Source organism: Tenacibaculum sp. nBUS_03 (genome assembly GCF_051201695.1).
GTDB lineage: Bacteria > Bacteroidota > Bacteroidia > Flavobacteriales > Flavobacteriaceae > Polaribacter.
Genome location: NZ_CP179214.1, coordinates 2,939,246 through 2,956,039, shown reverse-complemented (window position 1 = coordinate 2,956,039; position 16,794 = coordinate 2,939,246). Strand labels below are relative to the sequence as shown.

At 30.3% G+C, this 16,794-nt stretch carries 13 protein-coding genes and 1 pseudogene; 5 read left to right on the top strand and 9 right to left on the bottom strand.

What is annotated here, in order from left to right:
- Genes nqrE through ACMFBB_RS13635 form a run of 5 tightly spaced genes read right to left on the bottom strand, consistent with a single transcriptional unit; the run spans nt 1 to nt 4,746 of the window.
- Nucleotides 1-735: an NADH:ubiquinone reductase (Na(+)-transporting) subunit E gene (nqrE, locus tag ACMFBB_RS13655; protein WP_435261318.1), complete on the bottom strand. Its 735-nt coding sequence runs from the start codon at nt 733-735 to the stop codon at nt 1-3.
- 58 nt (nt 736-793) lie between these two features.
- The gene (locus ACMFBB_RS13650) at nt 794-1,438 is read right to left on the bottom strand and encodes an NADH:ubiquinone reductase (Na(+)-transporting) subunit D (RefSeq protein WP_435261317.1); all 645 of its coding nucleotides are present in this window, start codon (nt 1,436-1,438) and stop codon (nt 794-796) included.
- A gap of 2 nt (nt 1,439-1,440) precedes the next feature.
- Entirely contained in the window at nt 1,441-2,181 is a 741-nt protein-coding gene (locus ACMFBB_RS13645) for a Na(+)-translocating NADH-quinone reductase subunit C (RefSeq protein WP_435261316.1), read from the bottom strand.
- A 2-nt stretch (nt 2,182-2,183) separates the two neighbouring features.
- The gene (locus ACMFBB_RS13640) at nt 2,184-3,389 is read right to left on the bottom strand and encodes an NADH:ubiquinone reductase (Na(+)-transporting) subunit B (RefSeq protein ID WP_435261315.1); all 1,206 of its coding nucleotides are present in this window, start codon (nt 3,387-3,389) and stop codon (nt 2,184-2,186) included.
- A 4-nt stretch (nt 3,390-3,393) separates the two neighbouring features.
- Nucleotides 3,394-4,746 (bottom strand): Na(+)-translocating NADH-quinone reductase subunit A, encoded by a 1,353-nt coding sequence (locus ACMFBB_RS13635; protein ID WP_435261314.1) that lies wholly within the window; start codon nt 4,744-4,746, stop codon nt 3,394-3,396.
- A gap of 160 nt (nt 4,747-4,906) precedes the next feature.
- On the opposite strand from ACMFBB_RS13635, the gene ACMFBB_RS13630 reads away from it, so the two are divergent.
- Genes ACMFBB_RS13630 through ACMFBB_RS13620 form a run of 3 tightly spaced genes read left to right on the top strand, consistent with a single transcriptional unit; the run spans nt 4,907 to nt 7,681 of the window.
- The gene (locus ACMFBB_RS13630; RefSeq protein ID WP_435261313.1) at nt 4,907-6,127 is read left to right on the top strand and encodes a DUF5103 domain-containing protein; all 1,221 of its coding nucleotides are present in this window, start codon (nt 4,907-4,909) and stop codon (nt 6,125-6,127) included.
- A 51-nt stretch (nt 6,128-6,178) separates the two neighbouring features.
- Complete coding sequence (gene apaG / locus ACMFBB_RS13625) at nt 6,179-6,565, top strand: Co2+/Mg2+ efflux protein ApaG (protein WP_435261312.1); 387 nt, start codon at nt 6,179-6,181, stop codon at nt 6,563-6,565.
- Entirely contained in the window at nt 6,566-7,681 is a 1,116-nt protein-coding gene (locus ACMFBB_RS13620; protein ID WP_435261311.1) for a DUF3667 domain-containing protein, read from the top strand.
- A gap of 3 nt (nt 7,682-7,684) precedes the next feature.
- Here ACMFBB_RS13620 and ACMFBB_RS13615 read toward each other — a convergent pair whose 3' ends face one another.
- The 4 genes from ACMFBB_RS13615 to ACMFBB_RS13600 are packed head-to-tail and all read right to left on the bottom strand — an operon-like array spanning nt 7,685 to nt 11,415.
- Nucleotides 7,685-8,074 carry a hypothetical protein gene (locus ACMFBB_RS13615; RefSeq protein WP_435261310.1) on the bottom strand — a complete coding sequence of 130 codons (390 nt, stop codon included), beginning with the start codon at nt 8,072-8,074 and terminating at the stop codon, nt 7,685-7,687.
- Complete coding sequence (locus tag ACMFBB_RS13610) at nt 8,071-9,018, bottom strand: hypothetical protein (protein WP_435261309.1); 948 nt, start codon at nt 9,016-9,018, stop codon at nt 8,071-8,073. Before ACMFBB_RS13610 ends, ACMFBB_RS13615 begins: the two co-directional genes overlap by 4 nt.
- A gap of 4 nt (nt 9,019-9,022) precedes the next feature.
- Complete coding sequence (locus ACMFBB_RS13605) at nt 9,023-10,738, bottom strand: hypothetical protein (RefSeq protein WP_435261308.1); 1,716 nt, start codon at nt 10,736-10,738, stop codon at nt 9,023-9,025.
- An 8-nt stretch (nt 10,739-10,746) separates the two neighbouring features.
- On the bottom strand, nt 10,747-11,415 hold the full coding sequence (locus tag ACMFBB_RS13600; RefSeq protein ID WP_435261307.1) for a hypothetical protein: 669 nt from the start codon (nt 11,413-11,415) through the stop codon (nt 10,747-10,749).
- Between the two features lie 627 nt (nt 11,416-12,042).
- Here ACMFBB_RS13600 and pruA point away from each other — a divergent pair.
- Both pruA and ACMFBB_RS13590 read left to right on the top strand, forming a co-directional pair.
- Nucleotides 12,043-13,667 (top strand): annotated as a pseudogene (gene pruA / locus ACMFBB_RS13595) (L-glutamate gamma-semialdehyde dehydrogenase).
- A gap of 147 nt (nt 13,668-13,814) precedes the next feature.
- Nucleotides 13,815-16,649, top strand: a complete 2,835-nt coding sequence (locus ACMFBB_RS13590) for a M16 family metallopeptidase (RefSeq protein WP_435261306.1) — start codon at nt 13,815-13,817, stop codon at nt 16,647-16,649.
- The last annotated feature ends 145 nt before the right edge of the window (nt 16,650-16,794 follow it).

The window sequence follows — 16,794 nt, the reverse complement described above, 5'->3', positions numbered from 1 at the left end:
TTATTCTGTAATTTTTTTAGTGTTATCAGTTAATTTAGTTTCAGCTACCTTTTTCGCTTTATCTAAATCTTCTTTGATTATTTCAGCTTTAGGTGCTTCTTCTTTCTTTTCTTCATCTCCTCCTGTTAACATTCCTCCAAAGCTCATAAATCCAATCGCCATTAAACCAGTTATAATAAAAGTAATACCTAACCCTCTTAATGCTGGTGGTACAGATGAATATCTAATTTTTTCACGAATAGCTGCAATAGCTAAAATTGCTAAAAACCATCCAATACCAGACCCTACTCCGTACGTTAATGATAATCCTAATGTAGGAATTTCACGAGACTGCATAAATAAAGACCCTCCTAATATTGCACAGTTTACAGCTATTAATGGTAAGAAAATACCTAAAGAGTTATATAAAGCAGGTGCAAACTTCTCTACAATAATTTCTACCAACTGTACCATCGTTGCTATTGTAGCAATAAACATGATAAATGATAAGAAACTTAAATCATAATCAGCATACTCAGCTCCTAACCAAGATAATGCTCCTGGTTGCAATAAATATTGATCTAATAGCCAGTTAATAGGCACTGTTACTGCTAATACAAATATAACGGCAGCTCCTAAACCTACTGCTGTTGATACTTTTTTAGATACAGCTAAGTAAGAACACATTCCTAAGAACGTAGCAAATACCATATTATCAATAAATATCGACTTGAAAAATAATTCTAAATGTTCCATATTTTATATTTTTCCTCTTTCAATTCATCTCTATATTTCAAGAGATATTGAAGAGAATTTAATCCTCGATTAATGCTTTGTTTCTACTACGTTGTACCCAAATAATAATACCTACAACAATTAATGCCATTGGTGATAATAACATAAATCCGTTATTCTCATATCCCAAAGAGTACAATCCTGTTTTTTCAATTGGATCACCTAATACTTTAAATCCTAATAAAGTACCAGAACCTAATAATTCTCTGAAGAAACCTACAGCTATTAAAATTACTGCATATCCTAAAGCATTTCCAATTCCATCTAAAAACGATCTCCAAGGTCCGTTACCTAAAGCAAATGCTTCAAAACGTCCCATAATAATACAGTTGGTTATAATTAATCCTACGAATACCGAAAGTGTTTTACTTAATTCATAAGCAAAAGCTTTTAACACTTGATCTACAATAATTACCAATGCAGCAACAACTATTAACTGTACAATAATCCTAATTTTTGAAGGAATAATATTTCTTAGTAAAGAAATCACAACATTTCCTATTCCTAATACAAACAACACAGATACCGACATTACAATAGATGCTTGTAATTCAGCAGTAATTGCTAGTGCTGAACAAATACCCAGTACTTGAATTGTAATTGGGTTATTATCCGCTAATGGGTCAGTAATTAGTGCTGCGTCTTTTTTTGATAAAAGTCCCATAATTATTTTAATGTTTTAAAGTAAGGTACGTATAAACCTAATTCAGATTTAATCATTGCTGCAACACCGTCTCCAGTAATAGTTGCTCCTGCAATTGCATCTACCTCGTTATCATTTTTATCTTCGTTCTTCGGATCATTATTTGATTTAGAAACAGTAATACCCTTAAAAGTACCATTACTTTTTAAATTTTCTCCAATGAAATCATCCATAAAGTAGCGTTGCTTAATGTTAGCTCCTAAACCAGGTGTTTCTCCTTTATGATCAAAGAATGCACCTTGAACTACCATATCTTTATCCATAGCAACGTACCCCCATATAGCATCCCAAAGACCTTTACCTCTAATTGGAGCTATATAAAATGTTTTACCATCTTTTTCTCCTATAAACAAAGGCAATTTTCTCACCTTACCAGCTTTAGCTGCTGTTTGTTGTTTTTTAACATCAATTAAATAAGCTTTAGCATCTTCAGTAGTTTTATTACCTTTAATAACTAATTGCTTTTTAATATATTTAGAAAATTCTTCAGCTACTTTATCTTTTGAAACAAAGATTGCACTGCTTTCATCATTTTCATTTACCCCCATTGCATACAAAATATTTTGTTGCTTTTCAATACGCTTATTAGCATCTATCATTGGGCGAAGTGATGACGCTGTAAAAGCTAACAACGCTCCTACTACTAATACCATACCTATGGCAAAAAGTAGTGTATATCCATTACTATCTGTTCTCTTACTCATAATTAGGCAGTTTTAACTTTAGCACGTTTTAATCTTCTCTTTACATTTCCTTGTACCACATAGTGATCAATTGTTGGAGCAAAAACGTTCATTAATAAAATAGCTAACATTACTCCTTCTGGGTATGCTGGATTAAATACACGAATCATTATAGATAAAAAACCTATTAAGAAACCGTAAATCCATTTTCCTTTATTAGTTTGTGAAGCTGTTACAGGATCTGTAGCCATATAAACTACTCCAAATGCAAAACCTCCAATTAATAAATGATGCCAAAAAGTAGTATTCATTAAACTAAAGAATTTACTTCCTTCTCCTATCCATCCTAATGTTGCAACTTGATTAAAAATTAATCCCATTACTAAAGCTCCTATTACTGCAGATAACATAATTCTCCAGCTTCCAATTTTTGTAAAAATTAAAAACAAAGCTCCTACTAAAATTAGTAATGTTGATGTTTCACCTACTGAACCAGGAATAAATCCAAAAAACATATCCCATGTAGAAAAGGCAAATTCTTTCCCTTGAGCTAAACTTCCTAAAACTGTTTCTCCAGAAATTGCATCAGCTGTTCCAGCTAGTTCTCTAGCACCTTCAACCCATACCTTATCTCCTGACATCCAAGTTGGATATGCAAAGAATAAAAACGCACGAATTGTTAAAGCTGGATTTAAAATATTCATTCCAGTACCTCCAAACACCTCTTTACCTATTACAACTCCAAAAGCAACTGCTACAGCTAGCATCCATAATGGTAAATCAATAGGTACAATTAACGGAACTAACATCCCAGTTACTAAATACCCTTCCTCTATCTCGTGTCCTTTTATAATACAGAAAACGAATTCTATAGCTAAACCAACTACGTATGATACTATTACTAAAGGTAAAATTTTAAAAGCACCAATAAACAGATTCTCTAAATTCCAAAAGTCAGTACTAAAAAAAGACATTCCTTCTGAAAAGCCATTTATTGCAGCATTATGTTGATACCCTGCATTAAACATACCAAAAATTAAACACGGCACTAATGCCATAATAACTATATTCATGGTACGTTTTAAATCATCAGCTGCCTTTATATGAGTTCCTCCATGAGTCGTTTCATTTGGCAGGTATAAAAATGTATGAAATCCATTAAATAGCGGCGCCATTTTCGTTCCTTCATACTTCTTTTTTAAATTATGTAAATTTTGTTTTAAGCCCATAATCTTATCCTAGTTCTTCTCTCATTAAATCTAATCCTTCACGAATTATTTTCTGGTGAGGTTGTTTAGATACACAAATAAATTCTGTCAATGCAAAATCTTCAGGTGCAATTTCATATGCTCCTAACCCTTCCATTTCATCCAAATCTTTATACATACAAGCCTTTAAAAGCTGCATTGGATAAATATCTAATGGAAATACTTCTTCATAAGCTCCTGTTACAACAAAAGCTCTATGTTCTCCATTTGTATTTGTATTTAAATCGTATTTTTTCTTTGGGTTTAGCCAAGAAAATGTAAGCGCTCTTGAAGTTGATATTTTATTAAAAACTGGCTTATTCCAACCAAACAACTCATAATCATCTCCTTCTGGAATAGCTGTTACTTGATTTTCATAGTATCCTAGAAAATCATTTTCACTTGCTTGTAGTCCACTTAAAACATTCCCACTAATTATACGAGCATTACTTGCATCTAAATTTCCTTTCACAAGATCTCCTATTTGAGCTCCGGCTATAGCAGTTACATATTGAGGCTTGTTAAATTTAGACCCAGTTAAAGCTATCGTTCTTCTAAGGTTTAACTTTCCTGTTAATAATAATTCTCCAATTACTACTAAATCTTGTGGAGTTACAACCCAAACAACTTCACCTTTATTTATTGGATCAATCTGCGCTATTTGAGTACTCACATTCCCTATTGGGTGTGGTCCTGAAACCTTATGCAAATCAACTCCCTGTACGTTTTTAAAAGGTGATGATGCTAAATTCTCACCAACAGAAACATGTACTTTACCTGCTGTTAACTTGGTTAAAGCTGTTAAAGCGACTTGTAATTCTGACTCTTTCCCTTTTAAGGAATAATCATAATCTCCTGCCAAAGGTGCACTGGCATAAGCGGATACAAAGATTGATTTTGGAGCTTGATTTGGATTGGCTACCACATCATAGGGACGTTGTTTTATAAATGGCCAACATCCTGAAGCAAAAAGGTGGTTTTTCACCTCTTCCCCAGACATTGCCTCAACATCTTTTTTACCAAAATCTTTGAATTCCTGCTTGCTATCAGCAGCGATTTTAATTGCTAAAACTTTTCTTCGTGCTCCACGAACGATCTCTGAAATTTTTCCACTTACAGGACTAGGAAATAACATACGTTCATCACTCTTGTTATAAAAAAGTGCTTCTCCCGCTTTTACTTCTGTACCTTCTTTTGCTAAAATTTTTGGAATAACGCCGTGAAAATCATCTGGTCTTATAGCAAACATACTACCTAAAGAAAGTTCGGTAGTTACCTGATCTGCTTCGCCAATGAGTTTGATATCCAAACCCTTTTTAATACGGATGTCTTTTGACATAGTAACTGATTAATTTGATTTTCTTAAAAACACGCAAATTTAAAAATTTTGAAAACCACTTAAGAGCAAATCCTTTCTTATCTTTAAGAAACTGCTTTATTTATACTTATTCTAAATAAAAAGTAGTTTTTTGGCTTATATTTTGATACTTTTGTGTACTATGATTAGAAATATTTTTATTTTACTTTTTATTTTGATAACCAACTCAATTATCTCTCAGAATATCAAAACAATACAATTAAGACAAGTTAACAACTTAAACGATTTTAGCTCTATTGTTAGCTTAGGAAGTGTATTAGAATTATCTTTTGATGATCTTGATGCAGACAACAAAGAATATATTTATAAAATTGAACACATGACCCATGATTGGAAACCTAGCAATATGACTAGTAACCAATACATTAATGGATTTGAACAAAATACAATTATAAATGTAACAAACTCTTTTAACACATTACAACCCTACACACATTATTCAGTAAAATTACCCAATGAAAATACGATAATAACAAAAAGTGGAAATTATTTGATATCAATCTTAAACGAGGATTACGAGGTTGTTTTTAAGCGACGGTGTGTATTTTATGAAAATATTAGTACCGTGGGAGTATCTGTTATAAGAAGCAGAAATACCTCAAAAAGTGAACAAGAACAAACAGTACAGTTTTTAGTAAATCATTCTAATCTTCCAATCAACAATCCTAATCAAGAAGTAAAATCTGTCCTTATACAGAATAACAATTGGAGCACAGCCATTAAAAACATACAACCACTGTTCATAAAACCTCAACAATTAATTTATAACCATACACAAATCACTAATTTCTCTGGAAATAATGAATTTTTAAATTTTGACACAAAATATGTAAGAAATACAAGTTTAAACATTGCTAGAGTAGAAAGAAACGACGTTTATAATTCATATTTATTTACGGACGAACCTAGGGTTAACAGACCCTACACATACAATCCAGACATCAATGGTCAGTTTATTATAAAAACATTAGACGCACAAGAAACAAATACAGAAGCTGACTATACACGTGTTCATTTTTCTCTTTTTGTTGATGAAAAATATGTAAACAAAGAAGTGTATGTGTATGGAGCATTTAATAATTTTGAACTCAAAAAAGAAAATAAAATGATTTATAACAGTTCAACTAATAATTATGAATCAACAATTTTACTTAAACAAGGATTTTATAATTATTGTTATGCAGTTGTTAACGACTCAAAAGGGATTAACCTTAGTAAAATAGACGGTTCTTTTTTTCAAACTGAAAACGAATACACTGCAATAATATACTATACTCCTTTTGGTGGGTTTTACGACAGGGTAATAGGAGTTGGCAAGGGATATTTTAATCAGAATAAGTGATATTTTTTTTACAAATTTGTAAAAAAATATATTTTGTGTTATATTTATTATATGTTTCAACAAAAAACAAAAGGCATAAAAATATCGGTAAAAACAATGTACAATGGTATCATACACCGTGGACATCTTCCGTATTATGCTTTTAGTTATTTTGTTACCATAGAAAATAATTCTGAAAAAACTGTTCAATTACTTGAGCGATTTTGGATCATTTTTGACTCACTTAATAACACTGAATACATAGAAGGAGAAGGTGTAGTAGGTCAAACACCAATTATAACTCCCAATAGTGTTTATAATTATAAATCAAACTGTTTCCTCCTTTCTCCAATTGGTTCTATGAGCGGAAAATATAAAATGATAGACATTAATTCTTCCAATGAATTTTTTGTTAAAATACCAACCTTTCAACTTACCACAACACCAACCCTTAATTAAATGTCCAAAAAAAGCAAGCTGCCAATTGTAAAGGATCCTAATTGTTTAAATTGTGGTTATCCGTTTTATCAGAATGAAAAATTTTGTCCTGAATGTGGTCAAAAAAACAAAGGAAGCAAAGTTACTTTTGGAAATTTCATGCGCGAAATGTTCAGTGGGTTTTTATCATGGGACGCTAAATTTTGGAGAACTTTATTCCCTTTACTTGTGAAACCTGGAAAAGTTTCAAAAGACTATATAAATGGCAAACGTAATAAATACACCAACCCTTTTAGATTTTATTTAGCTACCTCTATTATTTTTTTCATTTTATTTAGCCTGAAAGAGAATTACAAAAAATATCAAACTTTGAGAAGTGAAAAAAGCATGCCCTCCTCAGAATTGGCTGTAAATATTGGTAAAGAAAATAAAAAGATTCCACTTCAAGACGAAGTCATAAAACAACTAGATAATACTAACAAAATAATAGACTCTATTGAAAAGACCAACACTCTTAAAAACACTATAAATACTGATACGGTTAATTATGATTTAACCATTCATGACAGCTATTTTATTAGCGGTAAAAAACTTCAAAAATTCATCACTTTCAACAAGGAAAACCCTAACACAGGTATTGATGTAGCCCTTGACAGTTTAAAAATGAAGAAGAACTTTTACAATAGGTTCTGGTTTTCAAGAAGCAAAATAATTAATGGTTTTTTAGCCGATAAAAATGAAACAAAAAAATTCATCCAAAAGATGATTTCTTATACATCAATAGCTTTATTTATGTTGCTTCCAATTTTTACACTATCACTAAAACTTCTTTATATCCGACGTAAGTTTACGTATGTAGAACACCTAGTTTTTGTTTTTCATATTCAAACCGTTTTCTTTTTACTCTTAATTATTTTTACAATAACTAGTTTTTTCCCGGTAGCCAATAGTAGTACCCAAATACCACTAACTTTTTTATTCTTGTTTTTATTGTATCTATTTTTAGCTATGAAGAACTTTTACAACCAGAAAGTCATAAAAACTTTTATAAAATTCTGCTTTGCAAATTTTGTTTTCATGCTATTAACTGGATTTGGAATTATGGCCATTTCAGCTATAACATTTGCCTTGTACTAAAAACTAATTTAAAAACTGAAAAGCAAAGTTTTGATCTTTATTTAGTAAGCTAACCTTAACTTTTACTTTATTTTCATTCGTAATAACACCCTCTATTTTTTCTATTAAACGAAACTGTTCGTTAGAAATGTTATAGACACCCCTGTCAAACTTGTTGTAAGAAGCTACATTGAAAGATAAAGCAAATTTATTCTTTATCTTTCTTGAATTCAACAAAGACTCTTTTAAAGTATGGAACAAAAGACCAGTGCTATCCTTTTTTATAAAAGTAGTAAATAAAGGATTCAGAGCAAATATACTTTTTGAATTTATTATTTTAATAGCTTTTTTTGAAGTTAAATATTTATATGTAAATCCAGAATCCCTAAGATATAAACTCGCATCAGGAATCATTTTATTTTGAAAGATCTCTTTTCTACTTTGTTAAAGTCATCATCATATTCATACGTAACTATTGTATCTTTTTCTTCCTTAAACCCGCTAAAATTCATCTCAAAAGCACCATTCCATGAATTAGTTAATGAATCTAATGATAATGTTGTTAATTTCTTAAAAGCTATCTTATTATCTTTTTTAATCAAACTGGAAAAAGCATCTCTTTTTAATTTCCCTGAAACATGCCCCATCTCTCCTACTTCAAAACAAGTTGCATAGGGTAAAAAAACATTATTAGCTTCACTAATAACTCCATTTAAAGTTAATATCTCATTATCTATTTGCATTTCAAAGAAATCATCTTGCTTAGTAGCAAACGTTAATAGCCCTTTACTTTTTATGATTTTCTGCAAAATCAAATCTTCGTTAGTTAAATAATCTTTAACACTTAAAATAGTTGCTAATTTTCTTTCTATGTTTTCAGTTTTTTTTAATTTAAACAGCAATTTCAAATCCTCTTTAAGCAATACATAAACAATATTTTTAGACTCGTAATATCTAAAACCTTTACCTAGTTTCGGTTTTATTTTGTTTTGTTCAAAAAACTTAATTAAAGTTTTTTTATCTCTAATTTTTATATTGCTACTTACCCATACCCCTTTTATACTTTGATAGTCAGTGTAAAAAAATAAGTTTGCTGGTATTTCAACTTGATCTAAAAAAGATAGTTTTTTGGGTTCAGAAGATGACGAGCTTTTCTTTGAATTAAAATAAGAAAAAGGACGACTTATAATGTCGGTAATTATATTATATTCTAGCGCTCTTAAATTAACACGAACAATGGCTTCAGCAGTATTTGGTATTGTACCATTAACAACAACAGTTGGGTTATATCTAAAATACCCAACCGTTGCTAGTATACACATTGTGATTAAAATGGTATAGCTTATTTTTTTTTTCATAATTTTATTTAACCATGCTATCAATAAACTTAAACAACAATTTTAACGTATTATCTTCATTTCCTTTTGTGTTTAGTTTAATTTCAGTAGATATTTTATTTCCATTCATTTTTGAAATTCTAAAATGCATATCTTCTATATTATTATTTGAAAACAAAACCATTTCATTTTCATTATTTCCGATATAATTTTTCGGAATTCTATTAACAATTGTATTAATATCTGCATACAAAACACTTGAATTTCTTTTTATTAGATTAGAGTGCTTACTTGAATTATATCCATTTCTTCCTGCACTAATATTGATTGCTCTCGCTTTTGAAGTAGTAACATACATAACTTCATTTTTTATCACTGTAAACAAATCAAAAGGAAGTTTTGCATCTTTTAAATCTAGTTTATAAATATTATTAGCCTTATTAAGCACCTTATATTTTTGAGCTAATTTTAGTACTTTGTTTAATAATTTTTCTTCTTTAGAACCAATCATCAATGTAAAATCAGGCACAACTGTTTCTTTTGTTTTTGTTACCTCTTTTTTCTTGTAATCTTCATCATATTTGTAAGTAGTATATTCAACTTCTTTTTTAATAAAATCATTCAACACAAAAAGAGCATCACCTGTAATTAATCCTCCAATTGCTTCTTCATCTATTATTAAAGAAAATATGTTTCCTACGATATCTATTTCTTCTTTAAGTTTAGGAAGAAGCCCTCCATACATTTTATTTATTAACTCAGGATATTGAATCAATATTTCCTTCGTACTTATAGACATACTCCAAAACGCCAACACATTGTTATGATCAAAACCTTTTAATAAATCATTATTCATTCTTTTATTATAAATCTTTTTAAAAGATTTTTTCAAATCAGAATTTACTGACATATCTAATAAAACACGCGCACTATTCTTCTCAAAAAACAAGTTTGCTGTAACCTCTTCAACACCGAACAGATTATTGTTTTTTTGCGGCATAAAGTATGACATTGATTTATACTTGCCTCCTTCAAAAGATCTGATTAAATTAGATATCATCCCTCCATAATTACGAACCCAAAGTGAAGCAGAAGCATTTTTTTTCTTTCCTTTTTGAAATTTTGAATTTAATGCAATAGAATTAGAAGGACTATTATTTAAAGTTTCAAAAGCTCTTTTTTTAATCCATTCTTTTATAATTCGCTTTTTAAAAGAATAGCTTTTTTCATCTTTCTTTTTAAGCTTATATAAACGCTCTCTATGTTTGTTAAAAAAACTATGCGATTTGTCACCTTTTATAGTTAATAGAAATTCATCATTCCAAATAGTAAGATCCCTATATCCTTCTATATAATTATAACCGTTTTCTCTTTTAATTTTTTTTATCTTCCATTTACTCAAATTAGATTCATACTCTTTTGCATCATAGATTTCAGCTAAAATAGAGTGATAGGAAATGCTATCAGTCTGTTTAAAAAAATAATACGCATTTGACTTTATATTAATCCCTGCTTTACTAATAGAACTTACCTTATCTTCACGCTTTCTATTAATTTTTCTCAACATTTCTTTACCTAAGAAACTGTTATCTAACTCTGAAATATTTATTAGTTTAAAAATATTTTCAGCATTAGCAGTAATTACTACATCAGCAGTATTAGGTATTTTAGTTTCCAGTTTTTGAGCTTGTGCAAAAACTGTTATGCTTACTAAAAGCAGGGTAGCAATAATTTTTTTCATAATAAGTTTTAATTCTGTAATTGTATTTTATTTTTAATGGTTTGTTTATTTGTAATTATATCTTGAGCTTTAACTCGTAGCATAATTGCCCTTTTACTTTGGGATATTCTTGCTTGAGGATTTGATGATGATTTTATTGGAGTTTCAAAACGATATATTCCTGTATAAGTTGCCGTTTCAAATACTTTACGGTCTTTCATTTTTGTTTTTTGAAATTCTTTCCCAATATTAAAATGATGACTACGCGTAAATGTTTTACTCTTTTTATTGTAAATAAAGTGTTTATTCTTCTTTATAGCTATGGCTTCCTTTTTAGAACTAAAGGTGAGTAAAACAGCATTAAGAGCTTCGACATTGTCAAAATCACAAGAAACGGTGACTATAAACTCTTCAAAATCCAGTGTGTTCTTTACATTATGAATTCCTTTTGTTTTCTTTATTTTACTGATAATTTCAGCTAAAGTATTTTTAATAGTTTTTTTTGAGGGTACCTTATATCCGTTAATGCTATCTAGCAACATTATAGAAGCTATTTTAGTCTTGCTTTTACTTAGGTTAATTGTTAAAGTTGCATTTCCTGATCCATCTTTATTAAAAGTAATCTCTTCTACAAATTCGAAACAACTTGTAAATAAAAAAAGAGATACTAAAGAGAAAAATAATAGTTTTTTACTCATAACATGATTTTTTTTGCAAATATATTAAAAGTCTTTATCACAACGCTTCTATTTTAAAAAATCTACATTATGTTTAGTCCCTAAAATTGAAAATATTTCAGAACTACTTCTGAGTATTTCAGCTTAAATAAAATCACTCAAACCGTTTCTAAATAATCTATTCATGCTTAATAAAGTTTTAATATATTTCTATTGATTCATCTTCAAAAACTTAAAGTACATCCATGCTCTAATTTTCTATTCCTTTAGTACCACCTTCTAAATTATTTTCATGATATTACTTCATCTTATAAGCTTAGAAAAAATGTGCTAAAACACTTTAAATACACTAAATAATAATTTTTAATACTTACCCCAATTTAAGTACCTACTTTAAAAGTTATATATGAAGCTAGTTAACTTAACCTTATTCTATATTCGTTTTTAAAGGATTCTTTTTTACAACTGGACTTTCAAATCTGTTTAATGTTCATCTAAAGTTATCATCTCCTAAAGGTAAATAAGTTACCGTTCATGTATAGTACTCCATTTTGATTAAATAAGACACAAAAACAGCTTAGTTATTACTAAAAATAAATGTTAACTTTGCCCTTTGAAATTAATCTAATTTAACAAACAACATATAAAATGGCAAGAGGATTTTTTAATGTTCCAAAGGCAGTTAACGAACCTGTTAAAGGATACGCTCCAGGATCTCCAGAAAGAGAAGAGTTATTAGCAACGTATAAATCTATGTTCAATAGCAACATAGACATTCCAATGCATATTAACGGGGAGGAAATTAGAACAGGAAATACCAGAAACATTACCCCTCCACACGATCATAAGCACGTGGTTGGTCAGTATCATACAGCAGATAAATCTCACGTAGAAACTGCAATTAGTACTGCTTTAGCTGCAAGACAAGAATGGTCTAGCACTAGTTGGACAGAACGTGCAACGATATTTTTAAAGGCAGCAGAATTATTAGCAGGCCTTACCGCGCAAAAATGAATGCCGCAACTATGATTGCACAGTCTAAAAACGTACACCAAGCTGAAATTGATGCAGCTTGTGAAATGATTGACTTTTTCCGTTTTAACGTTCAGTACATGACTGACATTTTCAAAGATCAACCAGGCTCAGCTCCTGGAATATGGAACAGGGTTGAATATAGACCTTTAGAAGGTTTTGTATATGCCATTTCACCTTTTAACTTTACATCTATTGCTGCTAATTTACCTGCATCTGCTGCTTTAATGGGGAATGTTGTTGTTTGGAAGCCTTCTGATCATCAAGCATACTCAGCTCAAGTAATTGTAGACTTATTTAAGGAAGCTGGTTTACCTGATGGTGTAATTAATGTTGTATACGGAGATCCAGTAATGATTAGTGATACTGTTTTATCTTCTCCAGATTTCTCTGGATTACACTTTACAGGGTCTACACATGTTTTCAAAGATTTATGGAAACAAATAGGAAATAACATTCATACTTATAAAACATATCCTAGAATTGTAGGTGAAACTGGAGGTAAAGATTTCATTTGGGCTCACAATTCATCAAACCCATTACAAGTTGCTACAGCTATAACAAGAGGTGCTTTTGAATACCAAGGTCAAAAATGTTCAGCAGCTTCACGTGCATATATACCAGCTTCAATTTGGGAAGAAGTAAAAGGTCATTTAGTTTCGCAAACTAGTGAACTAAAAATGGGATCTCCTGAAGACACTAATAATTTTGTTAATGCAGTTATTCATGAGGGTTCTTTTGATAAAATAGCTAGCTATATTGATGCCGCAAAAAATGATGAAGATGCTGAAATCATTATTGGTGGAAACCATGATAAATCAGTAGGGTACTTCATTGAACCTACTGTAATTGTTGCTAAATCACCAACCTACGCAACGATGACAACTGAATTATTTGGTCCTGTTATGACTGTTTTTATTTATGAAGATGCTGAGTGGGAAGCTTCATTAAAATTAGTTGATGAGTCTACTGAATACGCGTTAACCGGAGCAATTTTCTCTACAGATAGATACATTGTTGAAAAAGCATCAAAAGCTTTAGAAAACGCTGCTGGAAACTTCTACATTAATGACAAACCAACTGGTGCTGTTGTAGGGCAACAACCTTTTGGTGGTGGTAGAGCTTCTGGAACAAATGATAAAGCGGGTTCTGCTCAAAATTTATTACGTTGGACATCAGTTCGTTTAATTAAAGAAACACTTGTAACTCCAACAGATTACAAATACCCTTTCTTAGGGTAAGATATATATCTTAACACTTTTGAAACCTCATCATTTTATGGTGAGGTTTTTCTTTACTATAAATTCTAAACTTGCTTTAACAGTATTGGGTATCAATATTATGTATATTTATCGGTATCAAAAAACAAATGCAAATCATACTTAATAATGATAAAAAAAATTTTAATTTTTACAATAGTAACCCTCTTTATTTCTTGTGCTGAAGAAAAAAAAGAGAAGGCAAATTCCTTAAATGTTCCGTTTGAGAAGTTTGAATTAGACAATGGTCTTCAAGTTGTGTTACACACTGACAAATCTGACCCTGTCGTTGCAGTAGAACTTATGGTTCATGTTGGCTCTGCACGTGAGATAAAAGGAAGAACAGGTTTTGCACATTTATTTGAACACTTATTATTTTTAGAATCTGAAAACCTAGGAAAAGGAGGATTAGATAAAATGAGTGCTCGAATTGGTGGTTCAGGAGCTAATGGGTCTACTTCCAGAGACAGAACAAATTATTTACAAACCGTACCCAATGATGCTTTAGAAAAAATGATTTGGGCTGAAGCCGACAAATTAGGATGGTTTATTAATACTGTAACAGAACCTGTTTTAGCAAAAGAAAAGCAAGTAGTAAAAAATGAAAAAAGACAAAGTGTAGACAATCGTCCTTATGGATTTAATCAACAAATCATAGACCGTAATTTATACCCTAAAGACCACCCTTACAATTGGCAAGTAATTGGATCTTTAGAAGATTTACAAAATGCTACATTACAAGATGTAAAAACATTCTTCAAAAGATGGTATGTACCCAACAACGCCACCTTAGTTTTATCAGGAGATTTTGATACTACAAAAGCCAAGGAATGGGTTCATAAATATTTTGATGAAATTCCAAAAGGTGAAAAAATCACTCCTTTAGTTAAAAGACCTGGAACAGTAAGTAAATCAAAATCTTTATATTATGAAGATAATTTTGCTAGATTACCAATGTTAACAATTGCATGGCCAACAGTTGAGTTATATCATAAAGACTCATATGCTTTAGATATTTTGACAGAATACTTATCTCAAGGGAAAAAGGCTCCTTTAAATAAAGTTTTAGTTGATGATTTAAAGCTAACCTCCTCAACAAGTATGTGGAACTGGTCTTCTGAATTAGCTGGTCAAGTTCAATTAGGCATTCGCGGTTTTAACAAAGTCAATTTAAATGATATTAATGAAGGTGTTAACACAGCTTTTAGAAATTTTGAAAGAGAAGGGATATCTGACGAAGATTTAAAAAGAATTAAAGCTGGATTAGAAACAAATTTCTATACAAGTTTATCTAGTGTTATTGGAAAAGGGTCAAACTTAGCTTCCTATAATACCTATGCTGGTGATCCTGGACTCATAAATAAAGAAATTAGTTTAACCTTAAATGTTACGAAAGAAGATGTAATGCGTGTTTATAACACCTATATTAAAGGACAGAATTTTATAGCAACAAGCTTTGTGCCAAAAGGGATGACTAATCTTGCTTTAAAAAACTCAGAAGAAGCAATTATAAAAGAAGAAGAAATTATTATTGGAGCTGAAGAAAAGTTCGACCCAAAAATTGCTGCAAAATATACAAAAACACCTTCCAAAATCGATCGTTCCAAAGAACCTCCTTATGGAAAAACACCTTCTTTGAGTGTTCCAAACGTTTGGAAGAATGAATTAAACAATGGAGTTAAAGTGTATGGAATTAAAAATAGTGAAGTGCCACTTGTTCGTTTCAATCTTGTAATAGATGGAGGTCAATTATTAGAAAAACTTGACAAACTAGGTGTTGCTAACCTCACTGCTCTTTTAATGAATAGAGGTACAAAAAACAAAACCGTAGCTGAATTAGAAGAATCAATTCAGAAGCTAGGAGCATCTATTAGAGTTTCTTCTTCTAAAGAAGATATTACAATAAGTGGAACTACCTTAGCTAAAAACTATGATAAAACGATAGCATTGGTTGAGGAAATATTGTTAGAACCGAGATGGGATACGACTGAATTTGAATTAATCAAAAAATCTGTTATAGGTAATTTACGCCAACAAGAAGCTAATCCTACAACCATTACTAGAAACATATACAATGAGCTGATTTACGGGAAAAACAATATTAGATCTAAAAATACATTAGGTACAATTTCATCTGTAGAAAAAATCACTTTAAATGATTTAAAACTATTCTACGCAAATTACATCTCTCCTTCAGTTACAAATATGCATATTGTTGGAGATATTAATAAAGAAGAAGCATTAACCCCTTTAAATAATTTAACAACCAAATGGACTTCTAAAGAAGTAACTATTCCAGTATTTAAAACTCCTAAAGCTCCAAACAAACCTACTATTTATTTTTACGATGTACCAAAAGCAAAACAATCTGTTATTAGTTTTGGTGCACCCGCTTTAGCCGAGACTGATAAAGATTATTACCCAGCTACAGTAATGAATTATATTCTTGGTGGTGGTGGTTTTGCTTCCCAACTAACTCAAGAGTTAAGAGAAGGAAAAGGATATACCTATGGAATATTCTCTCAGTTTTCAGGAACAAAGGCCATAGGCCCGTTTACCATTTTTAGTAGAGTTAGAACTAATGTTACTTTAGAATCTGCTCAATTAATTAAAAAAATAATCACAGAGTACCCAACTAGTTTCTCAAAAAAAGATTTAGGCACTACCAAAAGCTTTTTAATTAAAAGTAACGCTAGAAGATTTGAGACTATGAGAGCCAAATTAAATATGTTAGAAAATATTAGCACCTATAATCTTAATGATGATTATGTAAAAGACAGAGAGAAGATTGTTAATGAAATGACTGTAGATAAGATTCAAGAATTAGCAAAAAAATACATTAATCCAAATAAAATGATTTGGCTATTTGTAGGTGATGCTGAAACACAATTAGACAGATTGAACGAATTAGGTTTTGGTAAACCAATTTTACTAAACAATACCAAAGAAAAAATTAAACTTTAATCATTTAAAATATATTTATTGATAAAGCAACCTCAATTTGAGGTTGCTTTTTACTTTTGCTATTAAAATTTTAAAAAAACTACCGTTCTATTTTTACAAATTAAGTGTCCTAAAAGTAAACAGAAATCTCCTATATATATAAAGA